This window comes from Flavobacterium sp. ASV13 (assembly GCF_000745775.1).
GTDB lineage: Bacteria > Bacteroidota > Bacteroidia > Flavobacteriales > Flavobacteriaceae > Flavobacterium.
The window spans coordinates 513,757-530,591 of record NZ_JQJY01000005.1; the positions used below are offsets into that span (position 1 = coordinate 513,757).

Below are 16,835 nucleotides of genomic sequence, written 5' to 3' on the forward strand. Positions count from 1 at the left end.
TACTTTAAGAAGTTTAAAATGAATATATAGTTGTGTTTGTTTTTAATTATTCAGCTAATTTATAAACCTCTGTCAGGTTTCTTCCAAGACCATCATAGTCTAATCCGTAACCTACAATAAATTTATTCGGGATTCTGATTCCGATATAATCGATTTTTATGTCTTTTTTATACGCTTCTGGCTTAAAAAATAATGTTGCAATTTTAAAATGCTTTACATTTCGTTCTTTAAATAAATGTTTTAACTCTTCGATTGTGTTTCCGGTATCAATAATATCTTCAATGATTACAACAGTTCTGCCTGTCAAATCCTGATTGATTCCGATTAATTCTTTAACCGAATTTGTGCTTTCAGTACCTTCATACGATGCCATTTTTATAAATGAAACTTCGCATGGTTTTTTATATTTTTTCAAAAAATCGGAAACAACCATAAAGGCTCCGTTTAAAACTCCAATAAAAATTGGTGTATCATCTCCAAAATCGTCTTCTACCTGAGCCACTAATTTGATTAAAGCAAAATCAATTTCTTTAGCCGAAATAAACGGAACAAATTGTTTATCGTGAAGTTGTATCATTATTTTTAAATTTAAAATAATGGACAAAGATACAGAATTACAACTTAACTGTAAGTATCAAAATAAACTGTCTGAGTATTTTTTAAGCACATTAAGCACATCTTTTCGAAAAAAATCTTTTAAATTTTAGTAAATTGAGGCCTTTTAAACTTTAATATAAACCTCAATGAAAACCACAATACAAATCTTTTCAGCATTCCTGATATTAACAGCCTGTCAAGGACAAGTAACAAAGGAAGAAAAAGAAGCTTTAGCTAAACAACCTGCAACTGTTGTAAAAACTGCAATAGGCGACCTCACCCTGCCGCCTCCATACGCAACCGAATCAAAAACGAAAAACAGTAAAGTTATAGGCTGGCCAGAAGGAAAAACGCCAATAGCACCAGAAGGTTTTACCGTTACAAAATTTGCTGACGGTTTTAGTAATCCTCGTTGGAGTTATATAGGTCCAAACGATGATATTTTTGTTGTTGAAAGCGGAACAAGAACGAGTAAAAACCAAATTATAATTTTGCGCGACAAAGACAAAGACGGAACATATGAAACTCGAGAAGTTTTTTTAAAAGACCTTAACCGACCTTTAGGAATGTTAATTTTAAAAGACTTTTTTTATGTTGCAAATACCGATGGACTTTATCGTTATCCTTATAAAAATGCACCTTTAAAATTAGAAACTCAAGGAACTAAAATTGTTGAATTACCAGCTGGCGGATACAACAATCACTGGACGAGAAGTTTGCTTACAAATCCTGAAGAAACAAAAATTTATATTGGTGTTGGTTCAGGAAGCAATGTTGGAGAAAACGGAATGGATAAAGAAATTCGTCGCGCTGCCATTTTAGAAATTAATCCTGACGGAACCGGCGAAAAAATTTATGCTGACGGACTTAGAAACCCAATGGGAATGGATTGGAATCCGGCGAACAAAAAAGAGCTTTGGACTGCAGTAAATGAAAGAGATGAACTTGGTGACGATTTGGTCCCTGATTATATTACGAGTGTAAAAAGAGGCGGTTTTTACGGATGGCCTTATTCGTATTTTGGAAGTATTCCTGATCCAAGATGGAAAGGGAAAGGCGAACGAAAAGATTTAATCAAAAGAGCAATTGTTCCAGATGTTCCTGTCGGACCACACACTGCTTCTCTTGGATTGGCTTTTTATACTAAAGATGCTTTTCCGGCAAAATATAAAAATGGCGCCTTTGTTGGTCAGCATGGTTCTTGGAACCGTTCTAATATTTCAGGTTATAAAGTTTTATTTGTTCCTTTTAAAGACGGAAAACCTTCTGGAAAACCAGAAGATTTTTTAACCGGATTTATTTCTGATAATGATAAAGCGGAAGTTTACGGACGCCCAGTTGCTGTTACAGTTATGAAAGATGGAGCGCTTTTAGTTAATGATGATAGTGGAAATACGATTTGGAAAGTGACAGCGAATAAGTAAAATTCCAATTTTACTCTTTTTTGTCATTTCGACGAAGGAGAAATCACACTAGAAACTCCACAATGAAAATCGCCAATCTTTGTCGAATCCCGAGTGTGATTTCTCCTTCGTCGAAATGACAAGATTGCATATAAACTTTATCTTCTCTGCGAAACCTTTACATTTTCTGCATTTTTTTCATGTTTAAGAAACCTTTTATGTTTTCAAAAAAATATTGCTTTTTTCTTCTTGTTCTAATTGTTTGTCAAAACATTTTTGCACAAGATGAAAAAAGCAACTCTATTGATTCTGTAAAAACTCAAAAACTAAACGAAGTTTTAATAAGTCCGCTTCATATTAATCGGGATTTACAGAATAGTCCGGCTTCGATTGGTATTTTATCAGAAAAAGAATTACTTCGAAATAGCACAACAGATATCAGCAATGTCATCAATACGATTTCGGGTGTTTTTATGCAATCATCGAATATTACCACAACCCGAATTTCGATTCGCGGAATTGGCGCGAGAACTCCATACGGAACTAATAAAATCAGGGCTTTTTATGGAAGTATTCCGTTGACTTCAGGAAACAGTGAAACCGTAATTGATGATATTGATCTTCAAAATATAGGTCAAGTTGAAATTATAAAAGGACCACTTTCTAGCATTTACGGTGCAGGATTAGGCGGTGCAATTTTGATTTCGCCTCAAACATTAAAAAAAGGCAATTATCAAGCTGAAGTTAGTTCTGTGTTTGGTTCTTTTGGATTATTAAAAAACAGAATCAGTTTTGATTTGAATGAAAAAAGCAGTTCTTTAAATCTGAGTTATCACAATTTAAAAACCGACGGCTGGCGACAAAATAGTGCTTACAATCGGGAAGGAATTACACTTAGCGGAGAATTATTTAGAAAGAAAAACAGCAAACTGACTTATTTTTCAAATTACACTTATTTGAAAGCTTACATTCCAAGTTCGATCAATAAAACGACTTTCGATAATAATCCACAAGCGGGAGCGCCGACTTGGGTTGCTTCAAAAGGATTCAAAGAATACAAATCGACTTTGAGCGGATTGGCTTATGATTTTTCAATTAATGAAAACTTAAAAAATTCAACTTCCGTTTTTATCAATTATAAAGACAGCAACGAACCGCGTCCTTTTGATATTTTGCGTCAATATACTTTTGCTTCGGGTGTGAGAACTCAGTTTTCGGGAAATTTTAATATCGGAAAAATCAAAAATCAATTTATTGCCGGATTAGAATATTTCAGAGATAATTATAGCGGAAATACTTTCCAAAACTTATATCAACAGAATAATGGAAATGGAAGTTTACAAGGTAATCAGCTTTCTGCAACGAATCAAAAAAGAGATTTTTACAATATTTTTTCGCAAATCAGAACTTTACTTTCTGATCATTTTGAAATTCAAGCCGGTTTAAATTACAACAAAACCAAATTTGAATTGCAGAATGATTTTCCCGCTTCCGCGAATAATCCAACGGAACATTATAGTTATGACGGCATTTTTTCGCCACAACTTTCCTTTTTATTTAAACCGAATGAAATCCGAACCTTTTATTTTTCTGTAAGCCGAGGATTTTCTCTTCCTGCGACTGAAGAAACTTTAACTTCAACGGGAAACATCAATCAAAATATTAAACCTGAAACAGGTTACAATTTTGAATTGGGAGGAAAACTTCATTTTTTCAACAAAAAATTATACACACAAATTGCCGTTTACCGAATGGAAATTAAAGATTTATTAGTAGCCAAAAGAATCGGCGACGATCAATATGAAGGTGTAAATGCTGGAAAAACGTTTCATGAAGGAATCGAAATTTCGTTGAATCACAATTGGTCAATAAATCAGATTTTTAATTTAAATTCTTATGTCGGAACTTCAATCGGAAATTATGAATTTAAAGAATTCGTAGATAATGGAAATGATTATTCAGGAAACAAATTAACCGGAGTTCCAGGCAATACAGCAAACGCAGGTTTTATTCTAAATATAAATTCTGGTTTTTATTTTTCAGCCGATTTTCAGTATACCGATAAAATTCCAATGAACGATTCGAATGCTAATTTTTCAGATTCTTATTCTTTGTTGAATTTAAAAACAGGCTATCAATTTGAGATTTTATCTGGTTTAAAAGCGCATTTAGACGCAGGAATCAACAATGTCACAAATGAAAAATACACTTCGATGATTTTGACCAATGCAACCGCAGTCGGAAATGCTCAACCAAGATTTTATTATCCTGGATTACCAATAAACTATTACGGAATTATCTCATTAAATTATTTATTTTAGCCTTGTAATTAAATATCGCGCACATGCTTTCTGAATTGCAAAAAAAACTCGATTATGTAAATGCTTATAGAGAAAATCGTCTCAAAACGGCACAAGATGTTTTAGAAAACCCTTCCTTTTTTAGCGAGTTGGTTTCGATTTGCTTTTCGCCCGAAGACAAAAACAATCATAAAGCTTGTTGGATTTTAGAATTTGTGTCTTATGAAGAATTGCTTTGGCTTCAACCTCATCTTGATTTTTTCTGTTCGAATCTGAAAGTTTTAAAAGATGAAAGTTCCATGCGTCCAATTGCAAAAGTCGTTCAGCTTTTGGTAAAATCTCATTACAAGAAAAACGAAAACTCCATAAAACTTTCCGAAGAAAATCTTCAGGATTGCATAGAAGCTTCTTTCGATTGGCTAATTAATGACACAAAAGTCGCTACAAAAGCATATTCAATAAGAACTTTATATGTTTTAGGAAATCATTACGACTGGATTCATCCCGAACTAAAAGTGATTATTGATAAAGATTTCGGAGATCATTCTGCCGCTTACAAAGCCGTTGCCAAAGAAGTTTTGAAGAAAATAAAATAGTTTTTTTGTTAGCCACGAATTCACGAATTATTATTAAATCTATCGTGAAAAATAATTCGTGAATTCGTGGCGGAAAAAACTAAATTTTGGCTAAAAAAAGATTAAAAAGTATCTTTGCAAAAACACAACACAAAATGAATTATTTTTCTTCTGATTTTAAATTAGGAATATTAGGCGGAGGGCAATTAGGCAAAATGCTTTTGTTCGATACCCGAAAATTTGACATACAAACTTACGTTCTTGATCCGAGCGATGAAGCGCCTAGTAAAATTGCCTGTAACAAATTCTTTCAAGGCGATTTAATGGATTATGAAACGGTTTATAATTTCGGAAAACAAGTCGATGTTTTGACTTTTGAAATCGAATTGGTAAACCTTGAAGCTTTAACGCAATTAGAAAACGAAGGTCTAAAAGTATATCCATCTCCAAAAACCTTAAAAGGAATTCAGAATAAAGGTGTTCAAAAAGATTTTTACGCTAAAAATAATATCCCAACTGCACCATTCGAAAGATTTGAAAATTTAGAGAATCTAAAATCTAAAATCAGCGATCTGAAATTACCATTTGTATGGAAATGCACCGAATTTGGTTATGATGGAAATGGTGTAAAAATAGTTCGCCAAGTTTCAGATTTAGATACGCTTCCAAATGTAGAATGCATTGCAGAAACTATGGTTCCGTTCAAAAATGAATTGGCGGTAATTGTGGTAAGAAATCCATCTGGAGAAATGAAAACGTATCCAGTTGTAGAAATGGAATTTCACCCGGAAGCCAACCAAGTTGAATACGTAATCTGTCCTGCAAGAATCGACGAAAAAGTCGCAGAAAAAGCCAGAGCAATTGCTTTACAAGTTTCGGAGAATTTCAATCACGTTGGTCTTTTGGCCGTTGAAATGTTCCAAACTCAGGACGACGAAATTTTGGTAAACGAAGTTGCTCCTCGCCCACATAATTCTGGTCATTATTCTATAGAAGCAAGTTATACTTCACAATTCGAAAATCATTTACGCGCTATTTTAGATCTTCCGTTAGGAAATACTGACAGTAAAGTTGCGGGAGTTATGGTAAATTTAGTTGGTGCGGAAGGTCATTCTGGAAATGTTGTTTACGAAAACATCGAAACCATTTTAGGATGGGATGGCGTTACACCACATATTTACGGTAAAAAGCAAACGCGCCCGTTCAGAAAAATGGGTCACGTTACAATCGTAAATGAAAATATGCAGGAAGCGAGACGAATTGCAGAGGAAGTTAAGAATACTATTAGAGTGATTAGCGCTTAGTAATTAGTGATTAGTCGAAGTTTACAACTTTAAAACAAAACAAACAGTTTTTAGTTTCAACAAAACTTAAAACTTGAAACCTGAAACAAAACAAACAAAAACATGAGCAAAGTAGCTATTATAATGGGAAGCATCTCAGACATGCCAGTTATGCAAGATGCAATCGACATATTAAAACAATTTAATGTTGAAGTTGAAGTAGATATCGTTTCGGCACACAGAACGCCGGAGAAATTATTCGATTTCAGTAAAAATGCACATACTCGCGGCATTTCGGTAATTATTGCCGGTGCGGGCGGTGCGGCACATTTACCAGGAATGGTAGCTTCAATGTCTCCACTTCCTGTAATTGGAGTTCCCGTAAAATCAAGTAATTCTATTGATGGTTGGGATTCAGTTTTATCGATTCTACAGATGCCCGGTGGAGTTCCTGTTGCAACTGTAGCTTTAAACGGAGCAAAAAATGCTGGAATTTTAGCAGCACAAATCATCGGAAGCCACGATAAAAAAGTTTTAGATACTATTATTTCTTATAAAGAAGAATTGAAAGCGGAGGTTAATAAAGCGGCTGAAGGTTTGAAGAAGTAATTTCACAGACACAAAAAGAAGCACAGAGACACGCAAAATTTTGTGAATCTCTGTGTTTTTTCTTTGAGAATCTTTTCAAAAAAACCTTTAGAACTATTAACGATTCATTATAAAAATTTCTAAAAGAAAAACTTAACTTTGGAAAAAAAGCAAAATGAACATTCAAACTTCTAAAATAGAGCTCGCTAAAATTGTTTTAGACATCGATAATCCTGATTTAATTCAGGAAATTGTGGAGTTCATTCAATCTAAAGAAAGCCTTTCTGAAAAACTAAAAAACAATATAAACGAGGCTATTTATTCTTTGGACAATAATGAAGGAATTTCGCATGATGTTGTTATGGAAGAAACCAAAAATCGTTATTCAAAATATTTTAAATAATGAATCTAATTTGGGCTCCACAAGCTAAACAAGACTTTTGGAACAACATCGATTATTTGGAAGCTGAATGGTCTGAAAAAGTTGCTCAAAATTTCATTGACAAAGTAAATACCACAATAGAACTTTTAAAAAATGACAATATTTTATTTATAAAAACAAACTACAAAAGCGTTTATAAAATTGTCATTACCAAACACATTTCACTTTATTATCGTATCGAAAACACTAATTTAGAGTTACTTCGTTTTTGGAATACTTTTCAGGATACGGAAAAATTCAAATTATGATTTTCTAATTTTATATTTTAAACAGCATAAATAATATGAGCGTTTTAACCCAATATTTCAATACCAAACATAACACAGCGCCTTTTTCGCAAATTAAAATCGAAGATTATGTTCCTGCTTTCAACGAAGGAATTGCTTTAGCTAAAGCCGAAATTGATGCCATCGTAAACAATCCAAATGGGCCTACTTTTGAAAATACCATTGTGGCAATGGATTTTTCAGGCGATATTTTAGATCGTCTTTCGAGTATTTTCTTCAATTTAAATTCGGCTGAAACGAATGACGAGATGCAGAAAATTGCTCAGGAAGTTTCGCCTTTGCTTTCAGAATTTGGAAATGACATTAGATTAAATGCTGATTTATTTGCAAAAGTAAAAGCGGTTTACGATCAAAAAGAAAGTTTAAATCTGAATCCAGAGCAAACGACTTTATTAGATAAAAAATACAAAAGCTTCTCCAGAAACGGAGCAAATTTGCCAGAAGACAAGAAAAACCAATTAAGAGAAATTGACAAAGAATTATCGAAATTGAGTTTACAATTTGGCGAAAATGTTTTGGCAGAAACCAATAACTTCGAATTGCATTTAACTAATGAGAAAGATTTAGCTGGTTTACCAGAAGGCACAATCGAAGCGGCGAGATTATTAGCCAAAAATCAGGAAAAAGAAGGCTGGATTTTTACTTTAGATTATCCAAGTTATGTTCCGTTTTTGACTTATGCTGACAATCGTGAATTACGCAAAAAAATGGCGATTGCTTTTGGAGCAAAAGGTTTTCAATCCAACGAATTCAACAATGAGGAAAACGTTTTGAATATTGCTAAACTTCGTCATGAAAGAGCGAATTTATTAGGCTACAAAACACATGCACATTTTGTTTTAGAAGAAAGAATGGCCGAAAGTCCGGAGAAAGTTTTTTCTTTCCTAAATGATTTATTGGCAAAAGCAAAACCAGCAGCTCAAAAAGAATTTGCTGAATTAACAGCTTTCGCAAAAGAGTTAGACGGAATTGAGCAATTAGAAAAATGGGACGGCGCTTATTATTCTGAAAAATTAAAGCAACAACTTTTTAATTTAGATGATGAAAAGCTTAAACCATATTTTCAATTAGAAAAAGTTTTAGACGGCGCATTCACAGTTGCCAAAAAATTATACGGCTTAACTTTTACGGAAGTTTTTGATATTGACAAATACCACGAAGAAGTTACAACTTATGAAGTTCGAGATGCTGAAAATAATTTAGTTTCGATTTTCTACGCTGATTTCTTCCCAAGAAAAGGAAAAAGAAATGGTGCGTGGATGACTTCATTCAAATCACAATATGTGAAAGACGGCGTAAACGAAAGACCTCATATTTCTAACGTTTGTAATTTCACAAAACCAACAGAAACAAAACCTTCATTATTGACTTTTAATGAAGTAACAACTTTATTCCACGAATTTGGACACGGTTTACACGGAATGTTGGCAAACACAGTTTATCCGAGTTTATCCGGAACTTCTGTTTACTGGGATTTCGTAGAATTACCAAGTCAGATTATGGAGAATTGGTGTTACGAACCTGAAGCTTTGGCTTTGTTTGCGAATCATTATGAAACGGGAGAAATCATTCCGATTGAATATGTTCAAAAAATTAAAGAAAGTGCAAGTTTTCAGGAAGGATTGGCAACATTGCGTCAATTAAGTTTCGGATTATTAGATATGGCTTGGCACGGACAAGATCCAACTGCTATCACAGATTTAAAAGCTTTCGAAACCGAGCAATTTGCTAATACGCAATTGTATCCTGATGTAAAAGAAAATGCGATGAGTACTGCGTTTTCACATATTTTCCAAGGCGGATATTCTTCTGGATATTACAGCTACAAATGGGCAGAAGTTTTAGATGCTGATGCTTTCGAATATTTCCATGAGAACGGAATTTTCAACGAAGAAATTGCAAAAAAATTCAAAGACAATGTTCTTTCAAAAGGAGGAACAGAACATCCGATGACTTTGTATAAACGTTTTAGAGGACAAGAACCAAAACCTGAAGCTTTACTAAAAAGAGCAGGACTTCTCTAGACTTCTTAGATTTTTAGACTTCTTAGACTGTTAGATATTTTTGAAACCGAAGTAGAAATGCTTCGGTTTTTTATTTGGTTTTACTTTAGCTATCTTCGTATTTTAAATCTTAATCTTACAAATACAAGCCGTGAAAAAATATTTTAAAATAGCTCTTTATCTCGCAATTATTGGATTGATTGCCATTGTTTCGGTAAATTATTACGTGAAATCTTCGACCAAAAAGAACATTTATTATTCGATAAAAAAATTTCCTAAAAATGATGTCGGAGTTATTTTTGGTGCGGGAATTAACGGAAATCAGCCAAGCAAATATTTAAAAGATCGTTTGGATGCTGGAATTATGCTTTGGAAAGCAAAACGAATCAATAAAATTTTACTTTCGGGAGATAATGGCCGTGATGAATATGATGAATTAACGGTTATGAAAAACTACTGTTTTAATAACGGAGTTGACACCACAAAAATCTTTATTGATTATGCCGGTTTTGATACTTACTCGACAATGTATCGTGCGAAACATATTTTCAAGATTAAAAAAGCAACTTTAATTTCGCAAGAATATCATTTAAACCGAGCGATTTATATTGGGCAAAAATTAGGAATTAAATCGTCTGGATTTTCTGCAAATAATGGAGAATATTTAGGATATAATTATGTTCGCTTTAGAGAATATGGCTCAATTTTTAAATCCTTTTTTGATGTTTTGCGAAATCGCGAGCCTCATTTTTTAGGCGGAGAAATTAATATTAATGGAGAATCTAATTATTCGAAAGAGGATAAACGATAAAAACAAAACCCTGCAAAAAAATCTGCAGGGTTTTTAATTAAAAATTTAATGACAAAGAATAAAAATCTTGCTTCTTTGATCTTGTTCCCATTTCTAGATCTTTACTCTTTCTCCAAAACTCTTTTAGCTAATTTTCCAACTGTCAATCCTTGCACAACAATTGAAAACAGTACAACAATATAAGTTACCTCAAGTAACAAGTTTTTGTATTCGCCTTCAGGCATTGAAAGTACCAAAGCAATAGAAACTCCACCACGAATTCCTCCCCAAACCAAAACCATCAAAGAACCTTTATTATAAGCAGATTTGATTCCGAAAAACTTAAATATATCGAAGAACTTCCATGGTAAAACGATAGAAAAAATTCGGGCAAACAACACGATAAAAATAGCTACAACACCTGTCAATAACTGTTTGTCCAGATTTGGAAGTAACAACAATTCAAAACCTATAAATAAGAATAAAACCGCATTTAAGATTTCATCAATAAGTTCCCAAAACTTACCAAGATAATCTTGAGTTACTTCACTCATCGCAACTTTTTTACCGTAATTTCCAATAATTAATCCAGCAACAACCATCGCTAGCGGGCTAGAAACGTGTAATGCTTGGGCAACCAAAAATCCTCCCATTACAATAGAAAGTGTGATTAAAACAGAAACTTTATAATCATCAATTCTCTTCATAACCTTAGATGCTGTAAATCCAAAAACAGCTCCTAGTAAAAGTCCGCCAATTCCTTCTTTTGCAAAAAGCCAGGCGATAGAACCAAAACTTACATCAAAAGTTGGATCGGTTGCCATTTTTAAAACAACGGCAAACATTACTACCGCTACTCCATCATTGAATAAGGATTCACCAACAATTTTGGTCTCTATTCTTTTAGGAACTTTCGCTTCTTTTAAAACTCCCAAAACCACAATTGGATCAGTTGGAGAGATTAATGTTCCGAAAACCAAACAAAATATATAAGGGATTTTTATTCCTAAAAGTGGTGAAATATAATAAACCAACATCGAAATAATTAAGGCTGATAACACTACGCTTATTGTCGAATAAATCATAATTGGGACTTTCTGCTCTTTAAGATCCGAAATGTTTACGTGCAATGCCCCCGCGAATAAAAGAAAGTTCAACATCGCTCCCATTAAGATTTCGTTGAAATCAAATTCTTTTATCAAATCAAAAAAATGCTTGGTCGTTGTAGGAAAATAAGAATCTCCTAAAAGACGGATTCCAACTGAAACCAACATTGCAATAATCATTATCCCAATAGTTCCCGGAAGCTTTAAAAATCTTAAATTCAAATAGGCGAAGAAAGAAGCCAATACAATTAGTATTGAAAATGTGTAGTATAATTCCATAAAAGTGATTTTTACAAAAATAACTTTATCATTATTTAATCTAAAATTTGCGGACTTGAATTAACACAACTTTATAATTTGTTAAATAAGTTTCAATTATTTTTGAAAGTTTAAAAACTTTTACTTACATTTGATCCATGGAATTCAAAGAAGCAAAAAATAAGTTTGTACAAACCTGGGGAGCATTAGGTTCTCAATGGGGAATTAATAAAACGATGGCGCAAATCCACGCTTTATTAATGGTCTCAAACGAGGCTGTTTCTATGGAAGACATTATGGAAGAATTGCAGATTTCGCGCGGAAATGCCAGCATGAACCTAAGAGCTTTGATGGATTGGGGAATTGTGTACAAAGAATTTAAAGCCGGAGAAAGAAAAGAATTCTTTACTGCCGAAAAAGATTTAGATGAATTAGCAGCCAAAATCTCCAGAGAAAGAAGCAAAAGAGAAATTAAACCAGCTCTTAAAATCTTAAAAGAAGTTTCGACTATTGAAGCTAAAGATTCGGCAGAAGAAAAACACTTCGTTGATCAGACAACTAAACTTTATGATTTCGTTTTAAAAGCTGATAATATGTTAGATAAAATGACTGAATTCAATGAAAACTGGTTGGGAAAATTGGTTATCAAAATGATGAAATAAAAAAATTTAATTAAAACTTTCATTTTTTTCTGAAAGTTTAAAAATAACAAACAGTTATGAAAACACTTAAAAAAATCAACAAAATTGCATTGATTACAACATTGATTCTCTTCCTTACTGTATATCTTGGAATGTTGGCGCAAATCCCTTTGGGAATCATTCAGGTAATTTCAGCTATTTATTTAACAGTCAAAATGTACCATAAATCAGATTATGCTAAAAGAAACTTATCAATTTATTGGATCGTAACAATTTCTGAACTTGTTTTATTTTATGTACAACATAACTATTTTCCAACTTCAAATGATGCAATAGAATGGTCTTTAATGGTAGTTTTCCCTATGTCAATTGCAATTTATTTCTATGTAATAATGAGAAAAATAGTTGCAGAATATGAACTCAGCCGAGAATTCTGAATTAATAATCTATAAAAAAGCACACCAATGAATTTCTTAAAAGCAGAATGGAAAAATTTAGCCCTTTTCAATTATGAAATTGATGCTGAAATTTTAGAAAAATACCTTCCCGCAGGAACTGAAATTGATATTTGGAACAACAAATGTTACGTGAGTTTAGTTGGTTTTATGTTTAAAAACACCAAAGTTTTAGGAGTAAAAATCCCGTTTCATGTCGATTTTGAAGAAGTGAATATGAGATTTTATGTAAAGCGCTTTGAAAGCGATGAATGGAAACGCGGCGTAGTTTTCATTAAAGAAATTGTTCCCAAAAAAGCAATCACTTTTATTGCAAATACTTTGTATCAGGAACATTATGAAACTCAGAAAATGAGACATGAAATTCTTGAAAACGAAAACAACAATACTTTTATTTATCAATGGAAAAATGGCAAAGAATGGAATACAATTGAAATTGAAACCAAAAAAGATTTAAGTAAAATCGAAATTGATTCAGAAGCTGAATTTATTACAGAACATTATTTTGGATATACTAAAATCGATGAAGAAACCACTTTTGAATATGAAGTTACGCATCCGAGATGGGAACAATTTGAAGTTTTAAATCACCGAGTTGATATTGATTTCGAAAAAAATTATGGAAGCGATTTTGGATTCCTTCAAACTCAAAAACCAAGTTCTATTTTCTTAGCTGAAGGCTCAAAAATCACGGTTAAAAACAAAAGAAAAATCGAGTTGATTCCTGTCGAAGAAACATTATACGCATAAAACTATTCATCTTTAAAACCAAAAATCATGAAAACGTTAGAAAACCAAACTTTACTTTATGATGAAGATTGTCCGCTTTGCAGTTTATACACCACTGGATTTGTAAAAAGCGGAATGCTTGATGAAAACGGAAGAAAATCTTATTGTCAATTATCTGAAGAAGAGCAAAATTTTGTGGACTTGAAACGTGCTCCAAACGAAATCACGTTAGTTGATAACAAAACCAAAACCGTTATTTACGGAATTGACAGTCTCATAAAAGTGGTTGGGTTTTCTTTTCCTTTAATTGAAAAAATAGCAACGGTAAAACCCATTCATTTTATCCTGAAAAAAATGTATTCTTTTGTTTCTTTCAACAGAAAAGTAATTATTCCGGGAAATATAAAAGAAGAAAACAAATTGCAATGTACTCCTGATTTTAATTACAAATACAGATTTCTATTTATCGGATTTGCTTTAACGATCACAACTTTTGTTTTGTTTGGATTTTCAAATTTGATTCCGATTTTACCAAAAACAAGTATTTTGAGAGAATTCATTTTAGCTTTTGGACAAATTGTTTTTCAGAGTTTGTTTCTTTTGAAAATGGATAGAAAAACAATGACCAATTATGCTGGAAACTTAATGACTATTTCTTTAATGGGAAGTTTAATTTTAGTTCCAATTTTGATTTTAAATCAATTTATCAATCTTCCACAGTTTTTAATTTTAGGTTGGTTTGGAATAACCGTTTTTATCATGTTTACAGAACATTTCAGAAGAGTTAAAATTCTAAAACTTCCTTTTTATTTATGTTTTACCTGGATTCTTTATCGAATGATTGCTTTACTATTTATCTTAAATTTATAAAATGGAAAAACTCATAATCGCAGCCGGAACAGGATTTTTAGGACAAGTTTTAGTGAATCATTTCAAAGATAAATTTGAAGAAATTGTAATTCTGACCCGAGGAAAATCTCAAACCGTAAACGGAATTAAATATGTAAACTGGAATGCCAGAACTTTTTCTGGCTGGGAAAAGGAGTTAGAAAACGCAACCGTTCTAATCAATCTCGCAGGAAAATCTGTTGATTGCCGTTATACGAAAAAGAATAAAAAAGAGATTTTATGGTCTCGAATTGAAAGCACCAAAGTTTTAAACAAAGCGGTTTTGAATTGTCAAAATCCGCCGAAACATTGGTTGAATTCATCAACCTCAACTATTTATCGTTTTTCTTTAGACAAACAAATGGATGAAGTTGATGGCGAAATCGGAAATGACTTTTCTATTAATGTGGCGCTTTCTTGGGAAAAAGCATTTTTTAAAACCGAAACTCCAAAAACTTTAAAAACGGCTTTGCGAACTTCTATTGTTTTAGGAAAAAACGGCGGCGCTTTAATTCCGTTAAAGACTTTGGCAAAAATTGGTTTTGGAGGAAAACAAGGAAACGGCAATCAGTTTATAAGCTGGATTCATGAAGAAGATTTTGCCAATGCGATTGATTTTATTCTTCAAAAAGAAATTACTGGTGTTATCAATATCGTTTCTCCAGAACCAATTCGAAATGCTGATTTTATGCAGAAACTTCGAAAAGCAATTGGTTTTCCTTTCGGAATTCCGATGAATAAATTCTTTCTGGAAATTGGAGCATTTTTTATTCGAACAGAAACGGAATTGGTTTTGAAAAGTAGAAATGTAGTTCCGAAACGACTTTTAGAAAATGGGTTTCGATTTAAGTTTGGAAATATTGATGAAGTTTTTCAAGATTTATTGCACTGAAACTGCACGCATTTTTGTCATCCCGAGGAACGAGGGATCACACTAGAGAATCGACAAAGATTGAGGATTTTGATTGTGGAGTTTCTAGTGTGATTTCTCCTTCGTCGAAATGACAAAACAACGCACAAAACAAGAAAATCATGACAACCATAAACCTCACAACCAAAATAAAAGCATCAAAACAAATCGTTTTTGATGCTTCAAGAAATATCGATATTCATCAGCAATCGGCAAGTCCTACAAAAGAGAAAGCAATTGCTGGCGTAACATCTGGTTTGATAAATTTAGGCGAGACGGTAATCTGGCGCGGTAAACATTTCGGATTTTACATCACTCATAAAAGTCGAATAACAGTAATGAATCTTTATTATTATTTTGTAGATGAAATGGAAGAAGGGAAATTCAAATCGTTCAAACATGAGCATTTTTTTGAAGAAGAAAATGGTTTTACGATTATGAAAGATAAATTGCAATATGAAACTCCGTTTGGGATATTCGGAGAGCTTTTTGATATTTTATTTTTAGAAAAGCATCTTATGAATTTCCTTTTGGAAAGAAATAAGGTTTTGAAAGAAGTTTCAGAAAAAAAATAATAAATCTAATTTTGAAAATGAATTTTCTCGTTTTACGGTTTGCGTGAGGGATAGAAGTGGAAAGCCCACAGCCTAACGAAGGAAGTGCGAGGACTTGAAACGGATAGCCCGACCCGCCGCGGCGGGCACGCCCAAATTATTTAGATACCTTAATCTCTTTTACTTATAAAAACACAATCATCAGCCACCAAAAAATCGGTACGCTTTCAACCCAGAAAGAAGTATAATATTTGGATCGGTTTGTGTTCGCAAAGAAAATAAAAAGCATTAATGTCAAAACCATTATCAGATTGATAATAAGATCATGAAGTGTAAAAGACAAAATTCCTAAAACCCAAAACGGAACCAAAAGTGAAAATCCTAAAATCTTAGTTTTTTTTACACCGATTGTCTGTGGAACGGTTTGCAAATGCGGATCGTCATTAGCTAAATCCAGAATTTCGAAAACCAAAATCAACACAAAAACCAAAACAAAACGCTGGACACATTTTATAAAAAAATCGGCCGTAAAAGGAATTTCAGCATTTATATACGGCAAAACCAAACTTGCTCCTACCCAACAAATTGCTACAATATAGATTTTTACACCTGCCCAGTTTCGGGCATTTTTTCTGTTTGGAAAAAACGGTAATGTATAAAGCGCGGTTATGGCAAAAATTACAACGGAAACAATTTGCGTGATTCTTTTTAAATGGAAAAAATAATAGCCAACCAAAATCAGTGAAACAAAACTCAAAAGAGCAATAATTTTCAGCTGAATGCCGACCGGTTTTCTTTTCACGCGAACCAAAGCATCATATTTTACAAAATTATATCCTACAATTGTTCCGAAAAAAACGAACAGCGCCATTGGTTCATCATACTGAATATGAAAGAAATGAAAAGTAATACGAACCAAAGCATAACACGATAAAGCCACGTGAATACTGCTGTTTAAATAAAAATCTAATATTTGTTTTAGAAGTTTCATGCCTCAAATCTAATCAATTGGTAACAAATCAACTC

General features: G+C 32.8%; 18 protein-coding genes. 15 read left to right on the forward strand and 3 right to left on the reverse strand.

The features are described from left to right. Window positions 1–46 precede the first annotated feature (46 nt). On the reverse strand, window positions 47–577 hold the full coding sequence (gene hpt, locus GQ47_RS16245) for a hypoxanthine phosphoribosyltransferase (RefSeq protein ID WP_035650503.1): 531 nt from the start codon (window positions 575–577) through the stop codon (window positions 47–49). Window positions 578–743: 166 nt separating this feature from the next. On the opposite strand from hpt, the gene GQ47_RS16250 reads away from it, so the two are divergent. The 9 genes from GQ47_RS16250 (at window position 744) to GQ47_RS16290 (ending at window position 10,289) form a co-directional block, all read left to right on the forward strand. After that, window positions 744–2,021: a PQQ-dependent sugar dehydrogenase gene (locus tag GQ47_RS16250; RefSeq protein ID WP_035650506.1), complete on the forward strand. Its 1,278-nt coding sequence runs from the start codon at window positions 744–746 to the stop codon at window positions 2,019–2,021. Window positions 2,022–2,218: 197 nt separating this feature from the next. Continuing rightward, on the forward strand, window positions 2,219–4,321 hold the full coding sequence (locus GQ47_RS16255; protein WP_035650509.1) for a TonB-dependent receptor: 2,103 nt from the start codon (window positions 2,219–2,221) through the stop codon (window positions 4,319–4,321). 23 nt (window positions 4,322–4,344) lie between these two features. Continuing rightward, window positions 4,345–4,896, forward strand: coding sequence for a hypothetical protein (locus GQ47_RS16260; protein ID WP_035650510.1), 552 nt, complete (start codon window positions 4,345–4,347; stop codon window positions 4,894–4,896). A gap of 134 nt (window positions 4,897–5,030) precedes the next feature. After that, the gene (locus GQ47_RS16265; protein ID WP_035650512.1) at window positions 5,031–6,179 is read left to right on the forward strand and encodes a 5-(carboxyamino)imidazole ribonucleotide synthase; all 1,149 of its coding nucleotides are present in this window, start codon (window positions 5,031–5,033) and stop codon (window positions 6,177–6,179) included. Between the two features lie 102 nt (window positions 6,180–6,281). Further along, a complete protein-coding gene (gene purE, locus GQ47_RS16270; RefSeq protein WP_035650514.1) occupies window positions 6,282–6,767 on the forward strand; it encodes a 5-(carboxyamino)imidazole ribonucleotide mutase in 486 nt (161 codons plus the stop codon). 154 nt (window positions 6,768–6,921) lie between these two features. Continuing rightward, window positions 6,922–7,149 (forward strand): hypothetical protein, encoded by a 228-nt coding sequence (locus GQ47_RS16275; protein WP_035650516.1) that lies wholly within the window; start codon window positions 6,922–6,924, stop codon window positions 7,147–7,149. Then, entirely contained in the window at window positions 7,149–7,436 is a 288-nt protein-coding gene (locus GQ47_RS16280) for a type II toxin-antitoxin system RelE/ParE family toxin (RefSeq protein WP_035650518.1), read from the forward strand. The genes GQ47_RS16275 and GQ47_RS16280 overlap by 1 nt, the downstream gene beginning before the upstream one ends. A 35-nt stretch (window positions 7,437–7,471) precedes the next feature. Further along, entirely contained in the window at window positions 7,472–9,499 is a 2,028-nt protein-coding gene (locus tag GQ47_RS16285; protein WP_035650521.1) for a M3 family metallopeptidase, read from the forward strand. Window positions 9,500–9,629: 130 nt separating this feature from the next. Then, entirely contained in the window at window positions 9,630–10,289 is a 660-nt protein-coding gene (locus tag GQ47_RS16290) for a SanA/YdcF family protein (RefSeq protein WP_035650523.1), read from the forward strand. Between the two features lie 101 nt (window positions 10,290–10,390). On the opposite strand, the gene GQ47_RS16295 is transcribed toward GQ47_RS16290, so the two are convergent. Beyond that, on the reverse strand, window positions 10,391–11,653 hold the full coding sequence (locus GQ47_RS16295) for a cation:proton antiporter (RefSeq protein WP_035650526.1): 1,263 nt from the start codon (window positions 11,651–11,653) through the stop codon (window positions 10,391–10,393). A 137-nt stretch (window positions 11,654–11,790) separates the two neighbouring features. On the opposite strand from GQ47_RS16295, the gene GQ47_RS16300 reads away from it, so the two are divergent. The 6 genes from GQ47_RS16300 to GQ47_RS16325 all read left to right on the forward strand — a co-directional run bounded on the left by GQ47_RS16300 (window position 11,791) and on the right by GQ47_RS16325 (window position 15,830). After that, window positions 11,791–12,294: a GbsR/MarR family transcriptional regulator gene (locus GQ47_RS16300; protein WP_035650528.1), complete on the forward strand. Its 504-nt coding sequence runs from the start codon at window positions 11,791–11,793 to the stop codon at window positions 12,292–12,294. 56 nt (window positions 12,295–12,350) lie between these two features. Beyond that, a complete protein-coding gene (locus GQ47_RS16305; RefSeq protein WP_035650530.1) occupies window positions 12,351–12,710 on the forward strand; it encodes a hypothetical protein in 360 nt (119 codons plus the stop codon). Window positions 12,711–12,737: 27 nt separating this feature from the next. Continuing rightward, entirely contained in the window at window positions 12,738–13,478 is a 741-nt protein-coding gene (locus GQ47_RS16310) for a YqjF family protein (protein ID WP_035650532.1), read from the forward strand. 27 nt (window positions 13,479–13,505) lie between these two features. Next, the gene (locus GQ47_RS16315; protein WP_035650534.1) at window positions 13,506–14,327 is read left to right on the forward strand and encodes a thiol-disulfide oxidoreductase DCC family protein; all 822 of its coding nucleotides are present in this window, start codon (window positions 13,506–13,508) and stop codon (window positions 14,325–14,327) included. Window position 14,328: 1 nt separating this feature from the next. Then, the gene (locus tag GQ47_RS16320; protein ID WP_035650536.1) at window positions 14,329–15,237 is read left to right on the forward strand and encodes a TIGR01777 family oxidoreductase; all 909 of its coding nucleotides are present in this window, start codon (window positions 14,329–14,331) and stop codon (window positions 15,235–15,237) included. A gap of 140 nt (window positions 15,238–15,377) precedes the next feature. Further along, window positions 15,378–15,830 carry an SRPBCC family protein gene (locus tag GQ47_RS16325; RefSeq protein ID WP_035650538.1) on the forward strand — a complete coding sequence of 151 codons (453 nt, stop codon included), beginning with the start codon at window positions 15,378–15,380 and terminating at the stop codon, window positions 15,828–15,830. A 163-nt stretch (window positions 15,831–15,993) separates the two neighbouring features. Here GQ47_RS16325 and GQ47_RS16330 read toward each other — a convergent pair whose 3' ends face one another. Further along, window positions 15,994–16,800, reverse strand: a complete 807-nt coding sequence (locus tag GQ47_RS16330; RefSeq protein WP_035650541.1) for a UbiA prenyltransferase family protein — start codon at window positions 16,798–16,800, stop codon at window positions 15,994–15,996. Window positions 16,801–16,835 lie beyond the last annotated feature (35 nt).